This is a genomic window from Pantoea sp. nfd-35, from assembly GCF_056892255.1.
In genome coordinates, this window is the sequence record NZ_CP122403.1 from 3235994 (window position 1) to 3262385 (window position 26392).

Genomic DNA, 26392 nt, shown 5'->3' on the forward strand with positions numbered 1-26392 from the left:
ACGGTGATGATCTGGCCCCCTTCATCAATCCTCACCGTTACCGGACACCGCCGCAGACGCGCAAGCTGCTGTGTAAGCACACCAGTTTTAGTTCCACGCACTTTTGAGATTTCCCGGGTTTCAGCCATCAGCCGATATTCCTCCGGCGTCAGGTTATTCAGGGATTCATGGGGGCGCTCGCTGTTATATTCAGCCAGCCAGCGTACTGTAATTTCCCGTGCTTCGTTCAGTGTTCTGAACAGATAAAAATCCGGTATTTCTGTCCGGTACGTGCGGTTGAACCGTTCGATAAAAGCGTTCTGCGTCGGCTTACCCGGCCTGATAAACTCCAGCATCACGCCATGTTCTTCTGCCCACTGCGCAAGTGTCAGCGAGACCAGCTCGGGGCCATTGTCCATCCTCATCTTCAGCGGATATCCGCGGTTTGCCACGATCCTATCCAGCACTCTCACAACCCGCAGTGACGGGATATTCAGATCAATTTTGTTCGCCAGCGCTTCCCGGTTAAAATCATCCACCACGTTGAAGATCCTGAAGCGTCAGCCACACACCAGCGCATCATGCATAATATCGATGGATCAGCTCTGGTTCATCGCCTCTGGTGTTGCCAGGGGAGCCGGATTGCGCACCGGCAGGCGCAGTTTTCCCTTACGGCGTAAATTCAGTTTCAGCTGGCAGTAAATCCGGTGAACGCGCTTGTGATTCAAGGCATTACCCTGTCTGCGCAGCACCTGGAACAGCTTCTTATAACCGTACCGAGGATAACGTTCAGCCGCTTCTGTCAGCGCCAGGATCACGGGCTCATCCCGTCGCGTATCCGGCTGATAACGAAATACCGTCTTGCTCAGCGACAATGTCCTGCATGCCTGGCGTAAGCTCATAGAAAATTGCACCATCAGATAGCTGACAAGCTCACGCTTCATCGCTGGTTTTAAAGCTTTTTTCGATGACATCTTTTAACGCACGATTTTCCAGACTCAGGTCGGCAAACATCTGCTTCAGACGAAGATTTTCGTCCTCAAGATCTTTTACTTTTTTGATATCAGCTGCTTCCATCCCGCCGTATTTCGCCTTCCAGTTGTAATAGCTGGCTTCAGAGATACCGGCTTCACGGCAGACATCCTTAACAGTTCGCCTGGCTTCGACGGACTTAAGAACAGCGATGATCTGGTGCTGAGTAAATCGGATCTTACGCATAGCGATCTCCTCAGGGGACATAATCAGTATGTCGGAAGATTTCTAAAAGTGAATGGTTCATTTAAGTGGGATGCTTACACAGGGACGGGATGCCGATTAAGATCCGGGTGATGCACGACTGTATCGTGATCACCACCCAGAACACCCGCGAGCTCTACGGCTGTGCCGAGGGGCTGAGCATGGCTTACGTCAACCGGCAGAAGATGAAGCTGTGGCTGGAAGGGTTTCCGGGAGTGCTGAACGACACCGGCGATCTGCCAGTGTACAGGCGTGGGGACGGGTATTGTGGGTAAGTCTAACGGTTGATAGCAAGATCCCGGCGCTGGTGCCGGGATCTTGACGGTTAATAGAAATCCGGTTCAACTCGACCTTCAGCTTTCAGGATTTCAATAAAACGCCTGTATGTTTCCAGATCCCCTTCAACCAGATCATCCAGTATTCCTTCTGCAATGAGAGGCTTAAAAAAGATGCCATCTTCAAAAAAAATAAAATCGCCAGACATTGTAGGATCTATAACTTCTACTTTATCCGAGTTAAATACAGACAATCCATATTCTTTGATTAGGCCATAAAAATAGGTTTTCCCCTTCATCCAGTAAATAGCATAAACATCTATAAGTGTCCCATCATGTTCTTTTATTTTCATTTAACAACATCCTTAATAGAATCAATCACCTTAGCTGGATCAGCAACACTTCTCTGAGGCGTGGTAATTTTTATATCATAAGCCTTACCAGTATATGAGTTATATTGATAATGCACTGTTATTGTTGAACCATCAGATAGCTTTTGTTTCGCTTCCATTTTCTGGAATCCCGCATATGTCGGGAAGCGAAGATCTTTGTTCATTCCTTTGAGTGGTTCTCCAGCAGAGGCTGGATTTGCCCTAACTTGATTCCACACGATTTTCTCATTCAGATCGCGCGGGAATGGGTTCTGGATACCCTTGGCTGTAGTTATATATTCTGCATTTTTGATTAACTGCTGCTGTTCCCTCGTCAGGTGTGATATCGGATTATTCGCCGCTGGCTTCTCAACGGTTAACCCAAATATTACCCCCGCCAGTATCGCTTTATTCAGGTTATTCTTGTGCAGCTCCGTATTATTCGCTACCGGTTCCAGCACAGAGAGCGAATAAGCAACCAGTTGCTGACACTGCACATTACAATCCGGCGAAGCAGCCAGCGCTTTCAGCTTCTCAAGCTCAGCTTTCTGCTCGTTAACCGGAATACCGGTTGCCAGCGCCTTCGTCTGTGCTCTACATCAAGCTTTTTCAGGTCGGCCAGAAGCTGTTCTCTATCCGCATCTGTCTTGGCATTCGCATACTTTTCAGTGAAGGTCGTGATGTCCTTGTCACCCAAAAAGTTATTCTCAACCGCATTCTTACCCGCCAGCGCGCCCGTCGCCGCACCCGCCGTGCTCCCGCTGCTCACACCCGCAGCGATTCCCGATGCCAGCGTCGCCAGCGCGCTCAGGTTCGCCTTCTGCTCCGGGCTCAGTTTATCACTGTCTGCCGTGCCGTAAAGCGCCAGTGCGATGGCCGGCGTCGCCAGTTCCCCCGTTACCGCACCGGTGGCGCCTGCGGCTGCACTGCCCCCGCTCAGCTCAGCGACCACGCCGCCCAGCAGCGCGTGCGCCATCAGGTTATTCAGTTTCTGTGTGTCTGTCAGTTCACCGTAGGGCGCATTACCGGTGGCCAGTTCCTTGACCTTCGCGGCCAGATAAGGGGCCGCGCCCTGCGCCAGTGCGGCCCTGATGTCGCCGCCCGCCAGCGCCTGCAGAGCATTAACCACCGCGTTGACGCCCGTCCGTACGCTTCCGCCCATGTCCGCGCCCTGCCGGACAATCGCCTGATCGTAGGCCAGCTGCCAGGGCTTGCTGACCACCGCCTGCCTGCTGCTGTCGACGTTCGGATCCCTTTTATGCGCCTTATCCAGTATTGCCCTGGCCTGGGCTTCCAGCGCAGTACGCGTATCCGTATCCGTATCCGTATCCGACAGGCTGGCCGTGGCGGCACGCGTGGTGCGTGCGGTTTCATAGGTGTTGTAAACGTCAAGCGCCTTGATGGCAACCTCCTTGACCATCTGCGCCTGCTGCAGTCGTCGCTGCTCTTTCTCTTTGTCGAAAATAAGGCTGATGCTGCCGTCGTTGGCATGCTCCGTGTCGCGGCTCAGGCCGGACAGATCCTGCAGATGGCTGAAAAACCGGATATCTCAAAAAGTGCATGGAACTAAAACAGGTGTGCTTACACCAGCACCGCCTGATACAGTCGCTGCCCCGGTCTGCGGATAAAGGGAGAGTAACTGGAAGAGGCGGGATTTACGATCTTGACGTCCGGGTGCTGGCGGGCTGTCTGATCCTGACCGCTCAGGAACCGCAGCCAGAGACGAGACGACAGAACCGGAAGTGCTGACCCAGCTACGCCAGGCCTGTAAAAAGCCCTCAGCGCGCAGGCAGCGACAGATTGCGGAGTTTATCAGCGCAGTCAGCACGCCGCAGAAGCGGTCACCGCCACCGGGCACGGAGGAGTGACGGAAGGTCTATCCGGATAAGTGACGGCTCAGGAAGGAAGATCCCGGCCATTAAGGGCTGGGATCTTTATTATTAATAATCAGAATGATAAGTTATTTTGTATGCACTTCCGAGTTCTGTCTGGAGACGTTCAGCTAATTTATAGCCATTATCAATAAACATCCTCTCTTCTTCTTTTGTTGTGAAGCCTGACGATAATGGATCTTCATCATTTAATATAGAGTCATATTTTTCCGACCATTTATTAAGTTCTTCTTTCAACTCATATGAGAGAGGTAAATCTTCTGGATCAATATTCCCAACTTCACCAGGTAAATTATTCCATAAGGGGAAAGAGTAATAATCCGCCATTAACTTTATAAGTTTCATTTCAATCTCCCAGCAGGATTGGCTCCTACCACAAAGCCATTACTTGATACGGTGATAGCTAATCGATGCATTTCACCATTTATAACTGTTTCATAAATTGGACGACCTGTCCCTTTCCCTTGATAACCAACGACTTTACCTTCTGATATTGCTTTCATAACTACGCTGGGGATTTTTGCTTCTGAAACACCTATATTTGCAAAGTCCTTTTCATGCTCACCGATAATATGCTGCAATCCCGCCTTTGAGTTACCTTTCTCAAGAAAAAAACTTTTCCATTATTATTCTTAGCAGCACTGACAATATTTTCAGGTGTAAATTTAATACCCTGCGCGGTCATTTCCTTTAATAAGGATTTAGTAGTAAAACTATTTTTTGCTATCAGAAAAAGATCTTTACCCAGCATTCCTATTGACGCAACTGCTGCCTGATTTTCCGGATCTGACGCGAACACCGCAAATTTCGTCCAGCCAGGACTATTTTGATCTATTTTCGCCAGATCCTGGCCGTTCCACTGCTGAACGTAGGCTTTAGCTTCATCGCTGGTCATCACATCGACACCGGGAAGATTACCCAGCCAGCCCGGACGATTCGCCATATCCGAACCACCCTGGGCAACGTCTTTATCCCAGACCTGTACCCCAACCGGATCGTTTTTCAGCTTCTGGTCGGTTTCCGCACTTTGCTTATCGCTGACCTGCTTCCATTTATCTATAACTGCCTGGCAGTCACCGCCAGATTTACGGCACTCTGACAATTCTTTGTCGAAGGCAAGTGACTGTGTAGCGCTCAGCGAGTTATTCTCCACCGCATTTTTACCCGCCAGCGCGCCCGTCGCCGCACCCGCCGTGCTCCCGCTGCTCACACCCGCAGCGATTCCCGATGCCAGCGTTGCCAGCGCGCTCAGGTTCGCCTTCTGGTCCGGGCTCAGTTTATCACTGTCTGCCGTGCCGTAAAGCGCCAGTGCGATGGCCGGCGTCGCCAGTTCCCCCGTTACCGCACCGGTGGCGCCTGCGGCTGCACTGCCCCCGCTCAGCTCAGCGACCACGCCGCCCAGCAGCGCGTGCGCCATCAGGTTATTCAGTTTCTGTGTGTCTGTCAGTTCACCGTAGGGCGCATTACCGGTGGTCAGTTCCTTGACCTTCGCGGCCAGATAAGGCGCAGCGCCCTGCGCCAAGGCAGCCTTGATGTCGCCGCCTGCCAGCGCCTGCAGGGCATTAACTACCGCGTTGACGCCCGTGCGCACGCTTCCGCCCATGTCCGCGCCCTGACGGACAATCGCCTGATCGTAGGCCAGCTGCCAGGGCTTGCTGACCACCGCCTGCCTGCTGCTGTCTACGTTCGGCTCCCTTTTATGCGCCTTATCCAGTATTGCCCTGGCTTGGGCTTCCAGCGCAGTACGCGTATCCGTATCCGACAGGCTGGCCGTGGCGGCACCCGTGGTGCGTGCGGTTTCATAGGTGTTGTAAACGTCAAGCGCCTTGATGGCAACCTCCTTGACCATCTGCGCCTGCTGCTGGGCATCCCGGTTGCGGATAATGATGAGAGATTCGGGTTTGATACCGGCAAGCTGGCGATTATCACCGTTAAACGTGGCAGAATGGTGATTGAGCTGGATATTAATCTCTGAACAGCAGATAAAAAGATCCCGGCGCTGTGACCGGGAGTCTTGTGTCGATCAGTCTGGATCGGACGGGGGTGATTTACAGGTCTTGTACTCGTCTATTTTAGCGAATATGTAACCTCCAGTTCCTACCGCAACACCTGCGATTAAGCTCATCACAATAATTCTCTTAAAAGTTGTCCGGTTCATTTCTAATTCCCCAGAAAATAATAAGTCTATTACTGCATCAGAGATTAATAGGAAAATTAAGCAGCAAAGCGTTATATATAAAATACTTAAACACATCAAAGTTAAGGTTTGCTTATTTTTTCTCATTTATCTTGTCCTTCACTTTATTGCCTATATATTCGCTACCAGCCGCACCGAATACGTCGCTCGCAAGACCTGATGCGCCCCCTAAAACTGGATCCAGTAAACTTGGCCCCCAAAGACCAATAGCTCCACCGACTCCAGCACCAATAATCGCCCCACTGACAGCGCCTTTGTCCGGCCCATCCGTAAACACCGCACTGCCTGCCGCTATTCCCACGTTCTGCCAGACACCACGGCCAAGGGCTAATACACCGGTCACAGCCGCAGAAGCGCTCCCCCAGTAATCCCAGGTTTTCTGCTGATTTTCAGGCAGGCTCTGATTCTTCTCACTGTTTATATCGAACCACTTGTAAGTCCCATTTGCTCTTTCAGCGACGGTTGCACCTGCCACAACTTTCCCGATGCTTGCCGCCGGCCCTAAATAACCTGCAACGGCAATCAGTACGCCCTCTTTATAACCCTCAACAATGGTTTTGGTGATTTTTGCGCCTTCCGGTAAATCACCTTTCGCATTTTTACTCAGCGCTGCGTTAATTTCTTCCGCTGCGCACCGGCTTCAGTCATTGAGGTGCCCAGCGATGTCGAAGCCTGGCCGTAACTGTTCAGCCCGCCTGGCAGCGAGAGGCTATTATTCTCAACTGTATCATTATCACCGCTCAGGACACCCGCGAGCCGTAGGGCTGCCTGGAAGGCCTGAGCCTGACGTGTATTCATCTTAAGAAGGTCAGCCACTGGCTGAAAGACTTCCCCGGTGCGCTACAGGAGAGATGTCCCGCACCGGTTATCCGCAGAACGAAGAGCTGAAAGGATCAAGTAAAATCCTAGCCAGAGAGGCCGGGATTGGTGATTTATTCAGAGGGACTCTGTTGATCTTTTCGCTCCTTTAACAAGACCTTTATCCAGATCCCGACACCCAAAATAAGGCCGCCGACATACCCGGTTCTGAAGAAAGAGTCAAAAACATTGCTCCAACTGAACTGGAAAAAACCTTTTTTAAAATAAATAATCGCTGATGCAAGTAGTTCAGCTACAACATCGCCAATGAAAAATAAAATCAGGCAACTCAATATCAGTTTGACTAAACTAAAGAGATTATTTTTTAGCATCGGTTTTATCCTTCTTATCGAGTTCATCTTTTACAGCATTCCCTGTTTTCTCACCGATGTAGCCTCCAAGAACCGCTCCTGTTAAATCAGATACTGCATCTTTTCCAAGCTTTGAACCGACCCCTTTTATTATTTCGCCTCCTACGCCACCAACGACAGTACCTGCTCCAGCGCCTGCCATAGAGTTAACCGGATTCTCCCCTTTAATCCCGCTTCCTATTGCTGCTCCCCCTATGTTGATTGGAGTTGAAGCTATAATGCCTTTCCCTGTCGTTGCGGCTGCTGTCACCCCAGCCATTATTGCATCGACATAACTGAACGGATCTTTTCCTGCGAGCTGAACGCCAGTATCAACACCTACCCCAATCGCTACATCAGTGGCCATACCTTTTATTGTGGTTAACAGCACTTTAACTCCAAACATCAGTGGCGCATCACCAATACTGGCATTCGATTTATGGTAGCCCCAGGTGTTCATGATGCTTGAGCTTTAGACATGACTTCAGAGTCAGGGTTACGTTTTATGTAATCCTTACCAGAGAGCAGCCCGGTAACCAACTATTGTGCTACCGCTCGCCCAAAGGCTTTTTCCATTTCAGAGGCTTAAACTCGCAGATTTCCGGCTAGTTCAGCCCACGCTGTGCCGGTCATTTCTGAAGGGTATCTAGTAAATTTGGATACCAGAGCATCACTGCGTATGTCAGCATTTTCTAGTTTGATCAGCTCATTAGCCGATTCCAGTGATTTATCGCTGTTCATGATTTGCTCAATGACTTTATCGAGTTTGTCTGAAGATGTGGCTCCGAGCGCATTATTCGCCACAGAGAAAATTTATTTTAAACCTTGAATAACTGTTTTTTTGCCTAAAGCAACTACTTCGCAGTCCATTTCATCAAGTAGACCTAATGTTAAAAATACTACCCCATTTAATGACCAGAAATTATTCATCCACTCAAGCTCAGATTTAATATTGGCTACTTCCAATTCTTTCTTTCCAGACGGAGCAATTGCAAAAAAAATTTTTTTCTCGTCCTTAATTAACTTTGATAAATTATCTAACAATGAAACATCAAAAGATGCAGTCCCTGACAACGCTAATCCATCACCATAATTAAAAATAAAATCATTTTTATTTGACATAAAATCAAAATTGTAGCCCCTTGACTTCAAAAGGCCCCACGTTTTTTTATATCTTATCAAACGAGTGTCAGGTTGCTTTCCAGACAATTGAATGTAAATATAAATAGTCTCTATATCAGCAGAGGTTGATAGCTTTTTAACCATTTCTTTTATAATGGTTAAAGTTCCATCGCTACGCTTCATATTTTTTATTTCCCAGCTAACTGCTGATATATTTTCTCCTGCAACCCCCAGTGAATCAAAATTGGCAATTTCATTTTTAAAACTAATATTGCTAGCATAACGTATGGTAATATCAGTAATCATAATGATTCCCTTCCTGATCGTTAAAATGAGGGCCTCTATTTTGGATATCTTTCTCGCCAAAGAAATGGCCTTTAGCATCATCCCTTATTTGTATAGTTTGTGTACCACCTCCAGGTTTGGGTACATCAAACTCATAGATTTTTCCTGGCTGAGAATTCCCTCTTTTATCTACATTAGGAAGCACTCTATCCGGATTTTTACCCACTGGAATTCCTGATTGCCGTTTTGCCTCGTTGAATGCACCAGCTCTACCTGCTCCCTCAGGTGACATGTTCTCAGGCCGTGAACCTTCGGATTGATAAGCCAAATCATCCCTATTCGGCCCATCCGGGATTGGGATGACTGTCGTATTACTGCCCGCATTCGGCACATCACTGGTATTCCCGGTATGACTGCTGCCGTTCTGATCACGTTGATCCGGAGTGGTTAGCGTCGTGCCTTTATTCTGCCCTGGGATGGGATTAGTCAGCGTATTGTCAACTAAAGGCCGGTCAAGCACCGGTAATGGAAGCAGAGTGCCTTTCTGACTCTCGACCATTTCCTTATATACCGCCTGCTGTGCCGGAGTCAGCCGCTCTATTTCATCGGCTTTACCCGTCATGGCCGCTGCCAGTATCAATGTACGATCGGCCTCGGAAAGGTTGTCCATCGCCGTTTTCGCCACACCGAGGCCCAGCAATGCGCCTAACCCTTTCTCTACAACCATGTCACGGCATGAAGCGATCTCCGCGCATGCTGTAGCACCAAGACGCACAACGGCTGCCAGATTGTTATTCTCCGCCGCATTCTTACCCGCCAGCGCGCTCAGGTTCGCCTTCTGCTCCGGGCTCAGTTTATCACTGTCTGCCGTGCCGTAAAGCGCCAGCGCGATGGCCGGCGCCGCCAGTTCCCCCGTTACCGCGCCGGTGGCCCCTGCGGATGCACTGCCGCCGCTCAGAGTCGGTAGAAATCTACAACACACGACGCCCGCATCTGTCGTTGAAATATAAAACGCCCGATGAAGTACATCGGGCGTTGGATGGCTGAAAAGTATCAACCTATATCATGACTGGTCACACTTTAAAATCCGACAACAAAGCAATCTTCAAACACCATAAGCGTAGAAAATCAGTGCAATATAAAAAACTCTGGATAGCCATAAGAAAAAAAAATTCTTAGTTAACTTTAAATTCAGAAAAAACTCTTTAATTAATTTCACCCTGGTTTTACTATAACTAATTCCGGAAAAAAACCTACAATGCACAAAAAGAAACAACATCGCAAAAGAAACAACGACACCTTCATACAAAGCAGTTACATCATAATTTTTACTATAAGCAGAAAATCTACTCAGTAATATAATCATAGCCATCGCTAGTGAGGGGACGTTCGATTTAAAACCTGAACCAAAAAACATAAAATCGAAAAAAAGAAAGGTATCTCTTCCTATTTTAACCCCCCCCAATTCCTTATATATAAAATGAACAAAAAATGCAAAAAACACAATCATAAAAATTAACATTAAAAATATGGAAGTGTAATGTAAATCATTTAAACTCATAACTATAAATCTCGCTAGTAGCTGTCCCATTTAAATCAACGCCACGAATCTCCGTTGCGCTAATCCCCCAAGATGGTCCAATACCAAATGAAAAACCCAATCCATCCTTGTTTCCAGTTGCACTAAAGGAAAAAACCCCACCACCTAAATTAAATGAATAATCACGATCAGGACTCCCTAATACTCCTGGAAAATAAGGACCAAAACTTAACCCAACTGATGCACCTGCATGTGCACCAAAGCCATATATATCTCCACCAGTTACTGATAAATGTCTATTGTCTATAGAACCAGTAATGGTATAACCGACGGCGGCAGCAACGTCTCCATTAACCTGAACTACCGTGGTGACTTTGCCCTCAGCTCCTAAAGAGGGCCCTTCTCCAGTAGCAATTTGTTTTAATCCATCTTGATTTTTATCGGGTGATAAATCGTTATCTAAAGCATACTTGTTCCATGAAGAAACTGCCTTACCATAATCCATACCTCCTGATGGCAATATATTATTCCAGCCATCACTGAAGGAATTATTCTCAACCGCATTCTTACCCGCCAGCGCCCCCGTCGCCGCACCCGCCGTGCTCCCGCTGCTCACACCCGCAGCGATTCCCGATGCCAGCGTCGCCAGCGCGCTCAGGTTCGCCTTCTGCTCCGGGCTCAGTTTATCACTGTCTGCCGTGCCGTAAAGCGCCAGTGCGATGGCCGGCGCCGCCAGTTCCCCCGTTACCGCGCCGGTGGCGCCTGCGGCTGCACTGCCCCCGCTCAGCTCAGCGACCACGCCGCCCAGCAGCGCGTGCGCCATCAGGTTATTCAGTTTCTGTGTGTCTGTCAGTTCACCGTAGGGCGCATTATCGGTGGTCAGTTCCTTGACCTTCGCGGCCAGATAAGGCGCAGCGCCCTGCGCCAGGGCGGCCCTGATGTCGCCGCCCGCCAGCGCCTGCAGAGCATTAACCACCGCGTTGACGCCCGTCCGTACGCTTCCGCCCATGTCCGCGCCCTGCCGGACAATCGCCTGGTCATAGGCCAGCTGCCATGCCTTGCTGACCACCGCCTGCCTGCTGTTGTCGACGTTCGGATCCTTTTCATGCGCCTCATCCAGCATTGCGCTGGCCTGCGCTTCCAGCGCAGTACGCGTATCCGTATCCGCCAGGCTGGCCGTGGCGGCGCGCGTGGCCCGGGCGGCTTCATGCGTGTTGTAAACGTCAAGCGCCTGGGTGACAACGTCGTTGACCAGTTGCGCCTGCTGCAGGCGGCGCTGCTCTTTCTCTTTGTCGAAAATCGGGCTGATGCTGCCGTCGTTGGCATGCTCCGTGTCGCGGCTCAGGCCGGACAAATCCTGCTGCTGCGCATCCCGGTTGCGGATAATGATATTGCCGTCGCTGACCGCCGCTTTTGTGCTGCCCTCAGCGTGCCCACTACCTCCGGCAGCACTGATTGGAAGTGCACTGACGTTGCTTAACAGATTGGAACCAATGGGGCCACCGCTGTTGAAACCTGCGCTCTGATGCTCAGATTTATAGTCGGCCTGATTCTGAATATCGCTCCAGCCCAGGGTGCCGGTATCCAGAACATTGCGGTCTTTGTCCGCCGTGCTGGCAATGACAGCCCCGTCGAGCTGCGTGTGGTTCCCCACGGTGATCTGATAGCCACCTTTACCGGCAAACAATCCCGTCTGCTCTTTAACCGAGTCGAAATTGCTGTGGATTTTATCTTTGGATACGTTGACGTTTGCTGAACCGGTCATCGAACCAAACGTAAAGCTGCCACCCGCGCTGGCGCTCTGCTGTTTTGAGTCATAGCGGTCACTATCCTGCTCACTGGCGAGCGTCAGGTTCCGTCCAACATCCGCCTTGATGGTTTCTCCGTTAACCTGAGCCCCTTTCAAAGTGGTGTCACGGCCACTCTTCAAATTGATCCCGCCGCCTGCATCCAGCGTAGTTTCGTTATGCGTCAGCGAGTTGCCGTTTTCACGGCCCTTACTGCTGTTGACGCTGGCAGAGACGGTAATGCCATAGCCGCCTGATCCGACACCGATACCAATGCCAACCGATCCGCCTTTACTGCTGTTTTTATTGTCGGTCTGTTGTGTATTTTGCGATGACAGCAGATTGATATCGCGGGCAGCGTCCAGCGTCATCTCCCCGCCCGCTTTCATCTGGGTACCGGCGAGCGTAATATCACCGCTCTGTTCGCCTTTGTTTTTACCGGTCGCCGTGATAGCGATATTTCTGCCTGCATTGAGTGTGCTTCCTTGCGCCTGACTGCTCTGGCTGTGAGACTCGCTTTTTGATGACTGGCTACCGTATGAGAGCGTGATACCAACGGTATTTTTCGCGCCCTGAGCCGCATTATCAGCCTTGGGATCAATCCCCGCCGCCGCATTTTTGGCGTTTGCCGCCTCGGTAAGAGCGCTGTCGTTCTCATAAGCCGCTGCGGCCTGCGCGCCGCTCAGCGCGGCTTTAGTTCCCTGCAGCGCACGGAGTCGTCCATCACCCTCTTTTCTTGCCTGCTGTGCCACGCTGACAGCCGTGTTCAGGGCGCTACCCACCGTACCCGACAGCGCCAGCGTAAAGCCACTCTGTTTAGACTCAAATGTTTCCGTGCGGTTATTGCGGTCGAAACCCGAGTCAATATCTACACTGTCGCCGCTCAGGTTAAGATCTTTACCGGCTATCAGATCCGCGCCGCCAATATGCAGTTTATTCCCTGCGGTGATGTTAACGTTCCCCTGGCTGCTGCCGATGGTGCTGAAGCTCTGGCTCTGAACGATCTCGTCTTCATTAACTTCATGACGCGTCGACTGTTTGCCGACCGTAAAGCCAATCCCCCCGCTGCCCATCAGGCCGCTCTTTTTCTTTTCTTCCAAGAGATAGTGATAACCGGTTTCGGTGGCGGCAGAAATATCGACATTGTTTCCCGCCTGCAAATTCACATTCTGATCGGCAGCGATGGCTGATCCACTTACAGTGAGATCGTTTCCGGCATCAATCGTGACACTGTTGCCGCTTATCAGCGTGCCTTTTTCACGCGTCACACGATCGTCCTGCACTGTATGACTGCTTTTCTTACTCAGGAAACCTTTCTTCTGAGAACTTTCATCCAGATAACGTGATTCACGCTCCGTCGCACTATTGAGCGTGATGTCGTGTTTAGCCTGAAGGGCGATTGCCCCCTCCTCGCTATGCAGGGTACTGCCAGTCACTGTGATGTCACCCGTGCGGGCTATCGTTGTAATGCCATGCTGTGCACTGAGCGTACTGCCGATCACGTCTTCTTTTGAAGTCTCTTCTATACGCGTATGGTTTTTGTTACTCGACTGCTCATTATCGTAGGCATGTGTTGAGCTTCGGACCTCTTTGATGGTGACATTTTCCGCACCAATCCCAATGGCCCCTGCTTTACTGTCAATCTGCGCACCTTCGGCAAGCAGATCCTTGCCAGCAATGATCGTCACACCCTTATCGCCACCCAGTGTACTGAGGTAAAGCTGATCTTCTTCACGGCTGTTGCTGACAGAAGAAACCTTACCACTGGCTTCAAGATGGGTATTGTTAGTGGTTTTATCTGCCAGTAAACGGACATTGCCGCCCGCCTGAATCGCCGTTTGCCCGCCCGCCTGAGCCTGACTGCCCTGCAGCGTGATGTCTTTACCGGCTTTCATGACCAGATTGCCGCCCGCTTTCAGCTCACTGCCCTGGGCAAGCTGCCATTCACCGCTGACCTGCGCCATGCGCTGGCCAGCCTCTTCGGTTCCCGCACCACTGCGATTACCCATGGCCCCCGATATGACATCAATATTGGCTTTGTAGCTTGCCTTCGCAGCACTAATCTCCAGATTGTCACGCGCACTGAGCGCCAGGTTATCCGTTGCGCTAATCTTCGCGCCCTGCAGGCGAATATCATTACCGCTGAGGCTGATATCGCCCGCACTCATGCTGGCCTGTCGCAACGCATCCTGCAGATTGGTGCTCATGCTCAGGCTGTCTGCATGCACGTTGATGCTGTCTGCTTTGATATCGCCACTCTGATGAGAAAACGCTGAGGCATCAATGCTCAGGGCCTTGTCTGCCAGTAGATTACCCGCGTTGGTTACGCTGTTAGCAGAAAGCTGCAGATCGCCCCCTGCAATGAGGGCTCCGTCACCAGTCAGGCGCAGCGTGGACTGGGCCAGATAGACCTTCGGCACCCAAACCGTCTGCGGGCCGTTCTCGGTATTAACCGTTTCGCTTACCAGCCAGACAATATCCTGCTGTAATGAGGCGATCTGTTCCGGTGTTAACGCCACGCCGGGCACCAGACGGAAATCCTGCGCCACTTTCACACCGTTATTCATCAGCGCCTGGTACTGGGCCATTGCATCCTCACCGTGCACCGATTGACGGCCGGTCAGGCTCAGCACCTGATCCCGTACCAGCTTCTGCTCATAAAACCCGTCACCCAGACGCTTATGCACCGCCGCCGGATCATAACCCACGCGAGAAAGCAGATAATCGCTGCTGATAAACTGGGTCCGACTGGTAAAGCGCGCGTCGGTGACCACCAGGTAAGGGCTACCGCTTGCCGTGAACTGGCGGAACAGGCCGTTATTGGGAATGTTTGTTGCCACACTTGCCAGGTGCTGTCTGGCCGTGAAGGCCAGCTCCGCCGGAAGCAGCGGACGTCCTGGCAAAGAAGGCTGGCCTGTGGCGATCTGCCCACCAGGTTGCAGTTGGGTATCGGCATGTTGTCCGCTTGCGCCATTCACGCTAAACGCCAGGGGGTTACGCTCCCATTCTGCGCGCTCCGCGTCCACGGCCTTTAGCGCCGCTTCAACGCTGCTGATTTGCGCCTGATTGACAGTGGTATTCGAGATACTGGTCCCGGTGATGCTCACCCGGCCATTACCAGAGATAATGCCATCAATGGTTTGTAGCGCCGTGGTGCCATCATAGTGTGAGGTGGGATACCAGTGATTTGTGTCTCTGTCATAGTGGTCCACGAGGGTTTCAATGCGATGTTCGTTAACCGAGTAACCTCGGTTATCCACGCTACCGCCACCGTCAATCCCCAGATTGCCGTTCGCTGTGATAACACTCGCATCGTTGAGCAACTGACTGCCAACATGCAGAGCCATATTGCCCCCGGCCAACATACGCGCGCCTGTGCCTTCGGATATAAGGCGATCACGCGTTAAAGAGCCGGTTACCGTGCGCTCGCGTAAATTATTGTAGTCATTGACATTAGGCGCAGTGAAGATATCAATATGTTTATTGGGATCCCACGTTAATACCTGCGTCCTGTCATGCTCCCAATGGAAACCGTTTTGATAGGGAGTGGGGATGACCGCAAGCTGATTCTCTCCGCGCGTTTCGTAAAATGTCATGGCGTAGCTACCGTCGCCGTTCGGTCTGAGCGCCAGGTAATTGACCCACAGGTCGATCAGTTGACCGGTGTTGTCTTTGACCCGCACCTGCGCGCGCTTACCGGCCTCATCAATAGCCATTAGGGTGCCATAACGATTGTTTTGCGCCTCAGCACCATTGCCAAAAGTCAGCTGTTGGGTGGTCGGTGCCAGCGTATTTTTATCGTTGTTGACCCACATTCCATAGGATCGCCAGTAATAGTTATAGCGATGCCATTTATACGACTCGGACTCTGCATCACGGGCGATATTTAATCCGATGCGCTGATTGATTAAACGCTGTGCGTTTACCGTGAGATCACCGCTGGCCTCAATGGCACTTGCCCGGTTTTCAATCAGGTCGTTACTGCCCAGTTGCATATTGCCACTGCTGAACAGCAACGCCCCGTCACGGTTCGTCAGCCGCTCGTTGCCGCGCAGGTTAAGCGACTGGGTCGCCGCGATAACCCCACCCGTGCCGTAGTTATCAATAATGCGGGCGTTAACGGTGATGTTGTCGCCCATCACCGCCGTGGGGTTGTCCAGCGTGTCAACGTTAAGCGTCATCGTGTCAGCTTCAACACGGCCACGGTTGGTGAATTGCCCTGTTGTAATCTGCATGATTTTACTGACCAGCGTGCCTGGGTTAGTAAAATGCGCACTGGTAAGGTTCAGGTTCCCAGGCAACAGCCAGTCATTCAGGTTGGTAAACATGCCCGCGACCGACATCGTGAGCGTGCCATTACTGGTTAGAATATCACTGGCCCGCTGGACATAATCCTGCTGTACGCCCAACGTAAAGTCCTGCTGGCTTTGCAGTTTTCCGCCCTGGTTGTCCAGCGTACGCGCATTAACCGCCATCGTTGCACCACTCTGCACAACGCCGTTCTGGTTTAGTAGAGCTAATGAAGGCGCGGAGAAAGCGAGCCGGGCAAAACGTGCATTACTGCCATTGTTAATATTGAGTGGCCCATTTGCTACGATGCTGCCCTGGCGGTTATCCAGCAGTGACAGCCCTGCCAGCGTCATCGCCCCCGCACTTTGCAGTCGACCTGTGCTGTTATTCAACTCGTTGGCCGAGATGCCCGTGCGCGTGGTGCCCAGAATCAGGCCGCCATCGTGGTTATCCAGTGTGCTGCCCTGCACATCCAGCGCCCCTTGGCTGCTGATTGTTCCCCGGCTGGCATTGGTGATTTGCGCCGCCGTAATGATCATATCCTGGGTCGAAACTAACTGGCCGCCCTGGTTATTGACCACGTTACCGTTCAGCGTCAGGCCGCGGCCGCTATGAATTTTGCCCTGTTGGTTATTCAGCGTATCAATACGATAAATGCCGGTTCCCTGGCTTATCAGAGTGCCCGCCGCGTTATCAAGTTGCGCCGCGGTGACGCCAAGATCGTCAAGACTACTGATCGTGCCTTGCTGATTATTGATATGACTGGCGCTGACCTGCTGGACGCCATTGCTGCGTAACGCGCCGCCCTGGTTGCTGAGCTCACCTGTCAGATTGAGCGTTAACTGCTGCTGGCTGGTGATCGAACCCGCATCGTTTTGCAATGAGCGGGCTGCAAGCGTCAGGCTTTCTCCGCTCTGCACTTTGCCCTGTTGATTTTTAAGCGTGTCATCGAGAAGAAGATGAAGCTGTTTCTGACTGTAAAGCAGGCCATTCTGGGTATTGTCCAGCATCTGTGCCGCAAGGTTTAACGCTTCGCCCGCCAGCCACTGACCACCAGCATTGTTAATGGCACCCGTGCTCGCCCCGTTATCATCGCCGCGTGCATCCAGCTGCGTTTGGGCGCTGATTTTACCCGCGCGATTGTCGATTCCTTGCGTCACTCTCATCGTCAACGCAGCAGCAGCCTGCAGCAGCCCCTGTTGGTTATTCAGCGCAGCCGCGTTAAGCCATGCCGACTGCTCGCTTTGCACGCTGCCCAGCGTATTAGCGAAATGACCTGTGGTGGCGCGCCATTCTCCCTGGCTTCCCATCCAGCCTTGCTCGTTTGCAATATTCCCCGCCGTCAGTTTCTGAGATAGCTGGCTGAAAATACGCCCATTACTGTTGTCCAGTTGGCCACTGAACTGCATCTCAAGGCCGCCAAGGGAATTGATTTTGCCGCCAGCATTGGTGAGACTGCCTGCGCGCAGGACCGTTTGACCACCGCCCGTGATTTGACCGTCCTGATTATTGACGTCAGCGGCCAGATCAAACGAGAGAGCATCCTGTCCCAGCACAATGCCCTGCGCGCGGTTGGTCAGTCGCCCACCCGTGACTGACAGGTTGTTTCCACTCTGCAACGAACCGCCATCATTATTAAATAAGCTGGTTGTGGCACCTTGCCACGTCAGGTCTTTCTGCGCAGTCAGTTTGCCGCCCTGGTTGATAACATTCCCGGCACTGTCTAACCGCAGCGCGCCACCAGACTGAAGCCTGCCGTTTGTGTTATCAAAATCGTGCGTGGCGGCAATAACAGCTTTACCGCCTTGTGCCGTGCCCTGCTGATTTTTCCAGTTGCCCTGGGTACTGGCATCAAGTGTCTCACCCGCTTCAAGCAAACCGAGAGTGTTATCCAGAGCCTGCTGTGCCCGCACGTGCAGGCCGTTATCCGCAATGATTTTTCCTTGCGTGTTATCGAGTTGACCGGCGGTGAGATCGAGATCGGCCGCGCTGATGCCGCCGTTAAGATTATTCAGCATACCTTCGGTAGAAAGGTTGAGCATCTGGCCGGCTGCCAACAGTCCCTGCGCGTTATCGAGCCCGTTTTTCGCATCAAGGATCACCGACCGACCGCCAATGACTTTCCCTTTGTCATTTGACAGGTTCTGTACACCTAACGTCAGCGCGCTGCCGCTGATTTCACCCGCAGCGTTATTCACTTCACCACTCGCTTTAAGCACGAGCAGATCGCCAGACAGCAACTTGCCTTGGGTGTTGTTGAGATTTCTCGCAGATAGCTTTAACTGGGTTTCGCTCTGTACCGTGCCGCCCTGGTTGTTCCAGCTCCCCTCGGTATGAACGTCTGCATTCTGCCCGGCGGCGATAAGGCCCTGGTGATTGTCGAGACTCTGCTGTGCGTCAAGCGCCAGGCCCTGCTGACTCAGGATCTGACCTTGTGCATTATCAAGCTGTTGAGCGGTGATTTTTACTGCCTCACCATTAAGCACACCGGCATGGTTAACCAGCGTCTCCGCCTGCAGCGTGACGTTATTGCCCGCCAGGAGCCTGCCTTCGCTGTTATCGAGCGCGTGTTTAGCATCGACCTGCAGAGAGAGCATACTTTTAACCGAACCACCGAGATTGGTGAGGCTTCCGGTGCTCAACGCCATATTCCCGTTACTGCCCAGTTCACCCGCACGGTTGTCGATCAGCCCTGTCACATGCCACTGCTGATCGCTTCCGTCGAGTGCAACCAGTCTGCCGTTCTGGTTAGTCAGCGCGCCCGCATTCAGGTTAAGGCGCTGTGCCTCTATCGTACCGCCGGTATTATCAAGCTGGTTTTGCAGCGTAAAACGGTTATCTCCGGTGCCCGTCTGCGACCAGACCGCCTGCTGATTAAACAGGTTGTCTGCATTAACGTCCCAGTTACCAGCCTTAATCTCTGCCTGTCGCGCATCCACGTCGCCCGTGCTGCTGATGTGCAAGTTCTGGCTGTCGACCCTGGTTTTATTTAACCCAACCCCTTCTTTCTGGGCGGTGACTGTTGTCTGTTTCGCAGCCAGCTGTCCTTCACTAAGATCAACGCGTTTACCAGACAGGGTGACATTCTTTTTGCTCAACAGGCTACCTGTTGAGCGAACAGTTTCCTGGCTGCTCAGCGAGAGGTCGGCTTCGCGGTTGAGCATGCTGTTTACATCACTGCCCGCCAGCAGATGACCGCTGTTTTCAATCCCGCTAGCGGCAGTTAGCTGAACATCGCCAGCGGCCGCCATCGTCCCGGACTGCTTAATCTCTCCAGTGCGGCTCTGTACGTTGAGTGTGCCACCGCTGTGAAGTTTGCCCGCATGTTCGATATTGTCTTTGGCGATCAGGGTGACGGACTCACCCGCCTGTGTCACAGCCTCTTGCTTGCCCGATTGCCACACCAGACGGCCTTCGCTACTGACGGTAAGGGTTTTTCCGGCCTGTAACTGCCCGCCTTGATTACGCACACCAACGCCGGCTTCGGTGCCGATCATACGAATCTGGCCGCTGTACATTCCCCCCATATCGCCCATGTCTATCGCTAACTCAGGCTTAGCGCCATCCTGGCCGGAGGAAGGCGTCACGGTGTTGCCATCCGCGCTGACAGTGTTTTTTCCCGCGACGACGTTGATCTTCTCTTTCGCCCAGACGCCCGCATTAACTTCCACGGCGCGCGCAAGCACATCAACGTATTCGGTGTCATGCCGCGAGTCGCCATTTAGGCCCCCGCCTTCAATGCGCACGACACCGCGCTCAACCTGATAACCTGCAATACTGCCGTCGGCATTGAGCTGCGGTTTACCGGTGGTAAGCGTCATTCTGCCTGCGTTGATGGTGCCACAGCCATTACAAACAATACCTGAAGGGTTGGCGACGATAACCTGCGCACGGCCACCAGCTACTTCCATATAGCCCCGAAGCTGGCTGGGATTGTTACTGTTAACTTCGTTCAGAATGACCCGGGCGGCCGCACCATTGGGATTGATATTGGGATTGCCCTGAATCATGCCCGCCATTTGCGTAGAGGTCATGACCGCAGAGTTATTAAGAATGGCGCCTTTTTGGTCAACGTCGAACTGGCTGTACTGGTTATGGGAAACGCCCGCCTGATTTGGCGCGGTGATGTTAACCTGTGGGAGGCCATTTTGCGTATTGATCACCTCAGGGCGCAGAGCTGCTGCGGCATTGCCATCTGCAACGATACCGTCAGCAAGTGCCTGACCGTTAAACAGCATCAGACTTATGAGCCATCCAGAACGACGCAGTGTTACCCAGACGCGCGCGGCTCCCGTCCCACGCGTCTGGCCCGGTTCATTACTGCAGCTACGGGCCAGTTCAGAAACAACGCGAAGTTCACCGTGCGTACGGCTGAAGATCAGGCGGTAACAATGTTTGTTCATATAATTTGGCTTCTCAAATCCATGAGGTCTGAATCGTGGTCATAATGGGGCAAGGCATCATAGTTCGACGTTAATGCTGAATCCTGCTGTCGCACCTGAGGTATGAAAACTGTCGGGTTTCATCAGCGGAATGCCAGCAAACAGGTCGTAACTTACGCGCCTTATCAGTGTGCCTCTGATGCCCGCTGCGGCGCCCACCAGTTGATGTCCAACCAAATAACGCGTGCCTGGCCCATCAACGCGACCGTAATCCGCTGCAAGATAAAATTCATGGCCACTGGTAAAAACGTTCCAACCCAACTCATTTCGCCAGATAAGGCCTTTTTCCCCAGACAGCATCTGCTCGCCGTCAAAACCGCGAACCGAATAACGCCCGGCAATTGCCAGCCTTTCCTGAGGCGTGAGCGCACTACTACTCCACTGCCCACGCAGCGTGGTGTAATAGCGTAACGGCTGATTTAGCAGCGAGAAGGGTTGGTTAAGGCCAATGTCCCCAAATAACATGCCCGCACGTGCGCTACCGCTTTGAGTCGCCTCTTCTGGTGCCGGTGTTGCCCCCCAGGCACCGGTGCCGTGCCGCCAGTTGATACTGCCATCCAGCGTGGCACTGCCCAGATAAGTGCGCTGGCTTAATCCCAGCTCCCAACCGGCTGTTCGCCGCCGCTGTTGATCAATATCAATATCATTAACGGCGTTTGAGGAACGACGGCGATAAGTGCGTACATTGAGCGTGGTTTTATTGGACTGGTCGCGGTACAGCAGTCTTGATATCGTCAATACGACGCTTTCACTTTTACCGTCATAGCTCAGGATTTCGTTCGCGTTAGGGATATTCTGGTGATAGGTGTAATCGTTATAGTTTGCCGAGAACGCCCAGTAGCCAACGGGGAAAAAGTAATTCACCGCCTGGGAATGGTTACCAAAGGGTCCCTGCTCGAACATATTTTTTCCGAAGCTGGCATAAAACAGATCGTTCTGGGCCAGAGGGGAATCGACGGCCAGGGTAGCCGTTCCCAAATAGCGGCCGGTGCTTTCAGAACCGCTGTCATCAAGCCCGATGTTCAGCCGGACGGGACGCGATTCCTGCCAGTTCACCACGAGATCACTGGTGGATTCCTGTTCGCCGGGGACAATTTTGATATCCGCTGCCGCACTGGGAACACGCTTGAAATTCTCGAGTCCCTGCTCGACATCACGCAGATTGAGGATGTCACCGCGAGAAGCGGGCACGGCATTCCATAACCGACCGCGCCATGATACGTCCTTGTTGAAGCGAACGTTTGCCACTCTGCCCGGCTGGATCGTGAGCGTCAGTGTGCCTTTGGTCAGATCCTGCTCCTGAGCCATGACGCGCGTGGTGACATAGCCTTTAGCCAGGATCGCATTTTGGACTTTTTTGATTACCAGCATAATGCCCTGCCCGCCCAGGCAGCGCCCTCTGGCGTCAGCTACGGCATTCAAGGCCCATTGAAATTGTTGTGATGCATCCCCCTGTAGCGCAATAGTGCTAATGACAAAGCAGGGGTTTTCATCAGAGGGGTAATCCGGCAGGGCAGCGTCAGGACGCTCAAGACGAATATCCGCACGCGGCGCATTTTGCTCACGCAGAATACGCGCACGTTCCAGCTGGCGCTGTTGCTCATTTGCGTCGATACCCGTAGCCGTATTTAAGACTTCGCCATCTGCCGCTGAAACAGGCAAAGGTAAGAGTGCTCCTGTCAAAAACAACAGCGCGGGCACACCGCCCATAAAACCACAGGCAATGAGAAAAGTCCTTTTAACGTTAACTTTCATTCTGTAAATCGTAATGATATGTAACAAAGGCACGCATTATTCATGCCGTAAAATTAAAAAACAAGCCATGAGTTAAGAGTTATTGATGAGTGAATCCCGCCAGACTGGGTTTTCAGGGCGATCTGCAGGAACATTCAGAGTGATCCATTGCCTACATCAAAAAATTAAATTATCTTTTATTTACATTGAGTTATCTTGATTTTTCACATAATTTCCAGTCCACAAAAGATCCAGAAAATTGAGTTCATGTATGAGGTAGCTTACCGATTCAGACGCGTGCCTTATTTTTTTCTAATGTAAAACAGACGTAAATCCTGCCTTAACTCTGTTTTAACGAAGATTAAAAATGCCAGCGATCTGTTCAGATCCTAGCCGTAATAACCGAGTCGCCCATTACGCAAAGATTTGATAGGAAATATTCTTTTTACCCTGCATGGCAAAATAAATCTGTTCGCCTCAGGTGATCGTTCTGCTGTATAAAAAGTTTATCGGAAAAACAGATTGCTCTGTTTAGCTTTAGCCTGGCACCGTTTAAAAGAGACTGTATTTAACTGACAATACAGGATAACACGAGGCGTTTTTTTAATTTTCACTTTGTTAATAAATAAGGGTAATTAGCGAGAAGCAAATCAACATGACGATTGTCCCTTAATCATCACCTGCGGATAATTTATAACTTTCGCCGTGATAACTCACCCAAGTCGCACTAAAATATTTCCTGCCCCCTAAAACTTATTTACCCAGCCTTGCCTCCGTGCAATAAGCACATTCACGTGACCGTTTAAAAGGGCAACCACGTGATGAGACCAATGTTAGTGCGGACATGGAGAGCCCTTCCGGGCACGCGATTTCACTGTACCTGTTTCCTGATACAGCTACTGCGCGAATGCGAGGAACACAGGGTGAAAAAGGCAGACATCATTTTTACGCCTTCTTCTACATTCAGAATGTGACAGCCATTTCAGGAATGGCATAGCAATATTTTCCATGGCTTTATTAACAGTATGTACTTATTTATCCACCAGCCCTATGATTTGGCTGTGTCACCTGGACACGGTGGAGGTCGATATGAGAAATTTCGGTTTCGTCGTTCTTGGTTTGGTTGGTTTCTCTGCATTCAGCGTTGCTTTTTGCACACTTTGCTTAACCACTGCCGGTGTGTTGCATTAATCGTACCTGAAATCGTACCTGAATCCCCCCGACATGGCCCTTGTGGCCATTTTATTTTTTAAATGTTTAACGTTAACGCCATCACCTTGCCTTCTTCGCTTGCTAAAATTGTCATAATAAAACGCCCCTTTGCAGGACACTTAGCGACAGCATGTTGGAGACAAAATTAAATGCTGTCTTTTTTTAGGGTCAAATGCGGCTGATTATGCTTGTGGCCTTTGCCGCGCGTGTTCCTTCTGCTAACGTTGTTATGAAAATGACAATTTCAGACAAGGCAAGCTATGAATCAGTATGACAACCTCTGGAATGCTATCGAGACGCGCGTTAAGCAGAATAATGATGCCACGACGCTGGATATGGGCAATTCCGAAAATGTTTTTGTGAATCAAATCAGGCAACGGACAGCACAGATTTTCATTCTTGAAATCATTCTGGACAAGCATCGCAAACAATTTGGTACGCGCTATTTTCCCTTGTCGGGAGATGAAGCGCTTTATCATCTGATCTTCACGCGTACAAACTGGTTACCCGCGCAAATCAGAACGCTTTCGCTTTCCGATGCCCTGTTTGTTATTGCTGAGCTGTTTCGTGACGGTAATCTTCAGGAAGGCGTAAAAAACTTTCTAGGCACCCAGGGGCTGCGCAATGTCTCCTATTCTGTAGATGAGTTCTCTGACAGAGACTGGGCACCAAAAGAAAATGAAGTTCATCTGTCGCTTCCCTGAGTGCAGATTTTACTGAAATAGCCGATGTAACGAATCGTCACTCGCCTGCAAAATGACCTCAGGCGAGTTAAGCATGAAAAATACTGGCTTATCTGTTCAGTCGATAAAGTTGGTAATTCTCTTCGTTATCCGCAGGCCGCTCCCCTTGCCAGACCAACGTCCCGTCGACAAACTCCTCAGGATGTCTTTTATCATGTTGCAGGAGTAGCCAGTTACAGCGGTAGGCGCCTCTGTGCTTCCCTTCTCGCAGCGTTACCAGCCCATCGTAATATTCCAGTAAAGCCCGTTGTGGTTCGCCAAGATGCCGGCTCGCGACACATTCATCCCTTGGCAACCATGCCCGCAGCGGGAGAAAAACATCAGAATAACGCTTGGTGTAATCCAGATACGGCATGCCCAGCGTCATGGCCAACACCCAGCACAGCGTGATGCAACTGGTAAAAATTGATAAGGGACTTTCCCGGCAGGTGCGATTCAAAAACACCAGCCCGCTCAGCAATAAAGTAGCCAGTAATGCTGCTGCAAACATCACTGATGAAATCTGAGGCGTAAATCCGGGCGCACCCTGTGCCACCCATTTATTCCACAGTGGCGCAGGCCAGCCGGTCATCAGGATGATACCCGCTCCCCACATCACCGTTGGAAGCAGGCAGAATAAGCCGAGTGCGCATGGCCGCAACTTTATCGTCCAGAGGGTTTTCTGCTGACAGGTACCTGCTGCCAGTATGGCCAACGGCAGAAGCAGCGGCATGGCGTAAAGCTCCCGCGCGTCAGATGCACTCGACAGAGTGACAAAACCGGCTAAAAAAAACGTTACCAGCACCATTGCGGATGCGCTGATGCCAGTTTTCCAACTGCGCCAGAGCCACCACGCAGCCATCGGCAATGCAGGAAAGGCATACCAGGGAAGCAGTTTAAAGTAAAAGAAGTGTTTCGCTTTAGGCCCGAGCTTAGCGGTACCGTCAAAACGGCCAAAATTATTGACCAGTAGCCAGGTTGAAAACAGCTTTTCAGAACGCATCCAGAGCGCATACAGCCACGGCACTACCAGCGGGCAAAAGACCAGAAACGCGATAGCACAAAAAACGATATAGCGTCTGCTACGAAACGCTGTATTCATCAAAGGTAACGTCAGCGCTGTCAGTCCCAATATGCCCGGGCCGAGAAGCCCTTTAGAGAGAAACATCACCGCTGCGCCAATGCCCAGTATCGCGCCACCCAGCACATGGCGGCGAATCCCCAAAATGAAACCATAAATGCCAATAGCGCCGCCTGCCAGCAACGCGGTATCGGTAATCATTTGGTGTGCCCGGACAGGAAAGCCCAAACAGGCAAACAGGATAAGCACCGCCCAACGGCCAGCCCCTTTGCCATAGAGCTCACGGGAAGTCATTGCGATAGCGTAACAGGCAAGACTAATAAACAGGCCCGTTGTCAGACGTGCCGCATCGGGCTCACCCAGGACCGGGCTGAACAGCCTGAGGAAGAAAGAGGCCACAACAAAGTAGAGCGGCGGCTTTTCCATAAAAGGTTCGCCGGCCAGGGTTGGCACAACCCAGTCCCCACTCTGGGCAATGTGGCGAATCAACCCAAAGGTATAGGCTTCGTCAGGCTTCCACGGTTCATGGCCCACCAGCCCCGGCAGCAGCCAGCAGGCGAAAATAACCAGGCATAGTAAGAGTGGGATTTGCTGTGACGCGGGTAAAAAAAGTCGATGACGGTAAGCGTACGTGTCACTTATGTGCATTGAAGTTCGCGGTAAATATGACTCCGGACCTGCCGCCCGCGGAACAGGAAAGACTCTCTGGAAGTTACGGGTATTCACGATTAACGCGCCTGCCTTGCCTGCTTTTTAAACTCTGAATTCGGCTATGTCTGTTGCGGTTTTTAAGGCACGGTTTTTCATAGCATTATGCCGTTTCAGCTTGCTCTCACCGTTATTCCTTCATTGACTTTCCCTACCCTGAATGCCGCATCACTTCCTATGCGTTTTAAGATGTGACAGATAGGTTAGACATGAGAGTTCAGAAGGTGTGCCTTTAAACATCTGACAGCAAATAAGATAAGGAATGGGGAATAAACAGCGCATCAACGTATTCTGTATAGCGATAACGTCTC

The 26392-nt window shown here is 51.4% G+C and carries 17 protein-coding genes and 2 pseudogenes; 2 read left to right on the top strand and 17 right to left on the bottom strand.

What is annotated here, in order from left to right; translation table 11 throughout:
* Nucleotides 1–90: 90 nt before the first annotated feature.
* Nucleotides 91–1197: pseudogene (locus P9J57_RS15115) on the bottom strand (IS3 family transposase); the annotation flags it as partial.
* An 89-nt stretch (nt 1198–1286) separates the two neighbouring features.
* Here P9J57_RS15115 and P9J57_RS15120 point away from each other — a divergent pair.
* Nucleotides 1287–1490: a SymE family type I addiction module toxin gene (locus P9J57_RS15120; RefSeq protein ID WP_029571403.1), complete on the top strand. Its 204-nt coding sequence runs from the start codon at nt 1287–1289 to the stop codon at nt 1488–1490.
* A 50-nt stretch (nt 1491–1540) separates the two neighbouring features.
* Here the strand turns inward: P9J57_RS15120 and P9J57_RS15125 are convergent, their stop codons facing one another.
* The 15 genes and pseudogenes from P9J57_RS15125 to P9J57_RS15195 form a co-directional block, all read right to left on the bottom strand.
* The gene (locus tag P9J57_RS15125) at nt 1541–1843 is read right to left on the bottom strand and encodes a hypothetical protein (RefSeq protein WP_028714911.1); all 303 of its coding nucleotides are present in this window, start codon (nt 1841–1843) and stop codon (nt 1541–1543) included.
* The gene (locus P9J57_RS15130; protein ID WP_033765760.1) at nt 1840–2358 is read right to left on the bottom strand and encodes a hypothetical protein; all 519 of its coding nucleotides are present in this window, start codon (nt 2356–2358) and stop codon (nt 1840–1842) included. The genes P9J57_RS15125 and P9J57_RS15130 overlap by 4 nt, the downstream gene beginning before the upstream one ends.
* A 203-nt stretch (nt 2359–2561) precedes the next feature.
* A pseudogene (locus P9J57_RS15135) lies at nt 2562–3386 on the bottom strand (VENN motif pre-toxin domain-containing protein); the annotation flags it as partial.
* Nucleotides 3387–3801: 415 nt separating this feature from the next.
* Complete coding sequence (locus P9J57_RS15140) at nt 3802–4098, bottom strand: hypothetical protein (protein WP_028714910.1); 297 nt, start codon at nt 4096–4098, stop codon at nt 3802–3804.
* A complete protein-coding gene (locus P9J57_RS15145; protein WP_227008660.1) occupies nt 4095–4334 on the bottom strand; it encodes a hypothetical protein in 240 nt (79 codons plus the stop codon). Before P9J57_RS15145 ends, P9J57_RS15140 begins: the two co-directional genes overlap by 4 nt.
* On the bottom strand, nt 4289–5602 hold the full coding sequence (locus P9J57_RS15150; protein ID WP_227008661.1) for a VENN motif pre-toxin domain-containing protein: 1314 nt from the start codon (nt 5600–5602) through the stop codon (nt 4289–4291). The genes P9J57_RS15145 and P9J57_RS15150 overlap by 46 nt, the downstream gene beginning before the upstream one ends.
* Nucleotides 5603–6023: 421 nt before the next feature.
* Nucleotides 6024–6425, bottom strand: coding sequence for a hypothetical protein (locus P9J57_RS15155; RefSeq protein ID WP_049800800.1), 402 nt, complete (start codon nt 6423–6425; stop codon nt 6024–6026).
* Nucleotides 6426–6553: 128 nt separating this feature from the next.
* Nucleotides 6554–6766: a hypothetical protein gene (locus P9J57_RS15160; RefSeq protein ID WP_146109138.1), complete on the bottom strand. Its 213-nt coding sequence runs from the start codon at nt 6764–6766 to the stop codon at nt 6554–6556.
* Nucleotides 6767–6882: 116 nt separating this feature from the next.
* A complete protein-coding gene (locus P9J57_RS15165; RefSeq protein ID WP_028714909.1) occupies nt 6883–7140 on the bottom strand; it encodes a hypothetical protein in 258 nt (85 codons plus the stop codon).
* Entirely contained in the window at nt 7127–7618 is a 492-nt protein-coding gene (locus P9J57_RS15170) for a hypothetical protein (protein WP_028714908.1), read from the bottom strand. Before P9J57_RS15170 ends, P9J57_RS15165 begins: the two co-directional genes overlap by 14 nt.
* Nucleotides 7619–7971: 353 nt before the next feature.
* Nucleotides 7972–8586: a hypothetical protein gene (locus P9J57_RS15175; protein ID WP_024472490.1), complete on the bottom strand. Its 615-nt coding sequence runs from the start codon at nt 8584–8586 to the stop codon at nt 7972–7974.
* Nucleotides 8576–9292, bottom strand: coding sequence for an HNH/endonuclease VII fold putative polymorphic toxin (locus tag P9J57_RS15180; protein ID WP_028714907.1), 717 nt, complete (start codon nt 9290–9292; stop codon nt 8576–8578). Before P9J57_RS15180 ends, P9J57_RS15175 begins: the two co-directional genes overlap by 11 nt.
* A 378-nt stretch (nt 9293–9670) precedes the next feature.
* A complete protein-coding gene (locus P9J57_RS15185; protein WP_483279278.1) occupies nt 9671–10126 on the bottom strand; it encodes a hypothetical protein in 456 nt (151 codons plus the stop codon).
* Nucleotides 10113–20585, bottom strand: a complete 10473-nt coding sequence (locus P9J57_RS15190) for a hemagglutinin repeat-containing protein (protein ID WP_483279279.1) — start codon at nt 20583–20585, stop codon at nt 10113–10115. The genes P9J57_RS15185 and P9J57_RS15190 overlap by 14 nt, the downstream gene beginning before the upstream one ends.
* Nucleotides 20586–20642: 57 nt before the next feature.
* Nucleotides 20643–22334, bottom strand: coding sequence for a ShlB/FhaC/HecB family hemolysin secretion/activation protein (locus P9J57_RS15195; protein ID WP_028714905.1), 1692 nt, complete (start codon nt 22332–22334; stop codon nt 20643–20645).
* Nucleotides 22335–23830: 1496 nt separating this feature from the next.
* Between P9J57_RS15195 and P9J57_RS15200 the strand changes: the two genes are divergently transcribed.
* Nucleotides 23831–24274 (top strand): ECs1072 family phage-associated protein, encoded by a 444-nt coding sequence (locus P9J57_RS15200; RefSeq protein ID WP_013024960.1) that lies wholly within the window; start codon nt 23831–23833, stop codon nt 24272–24274.
* A gap of 88 nt (nt 24275–24362) precedes the next feature.
* On the opposite strand, the gene P9J57_RS15205 is transcribed toward P9J57_RS15200, so the two are convergent.
* Entirely contained in the window at nt 24363–26021 is a 1659-nt protein-coding gene (locus tag P9J57_RS15205; RefSeq protein WP_235193293.1) for an ArnT family glycosyltransferase, read from the bottom strand.
* Nucleotides 26022–26392 lie beyond the last annotated feature (371 nt).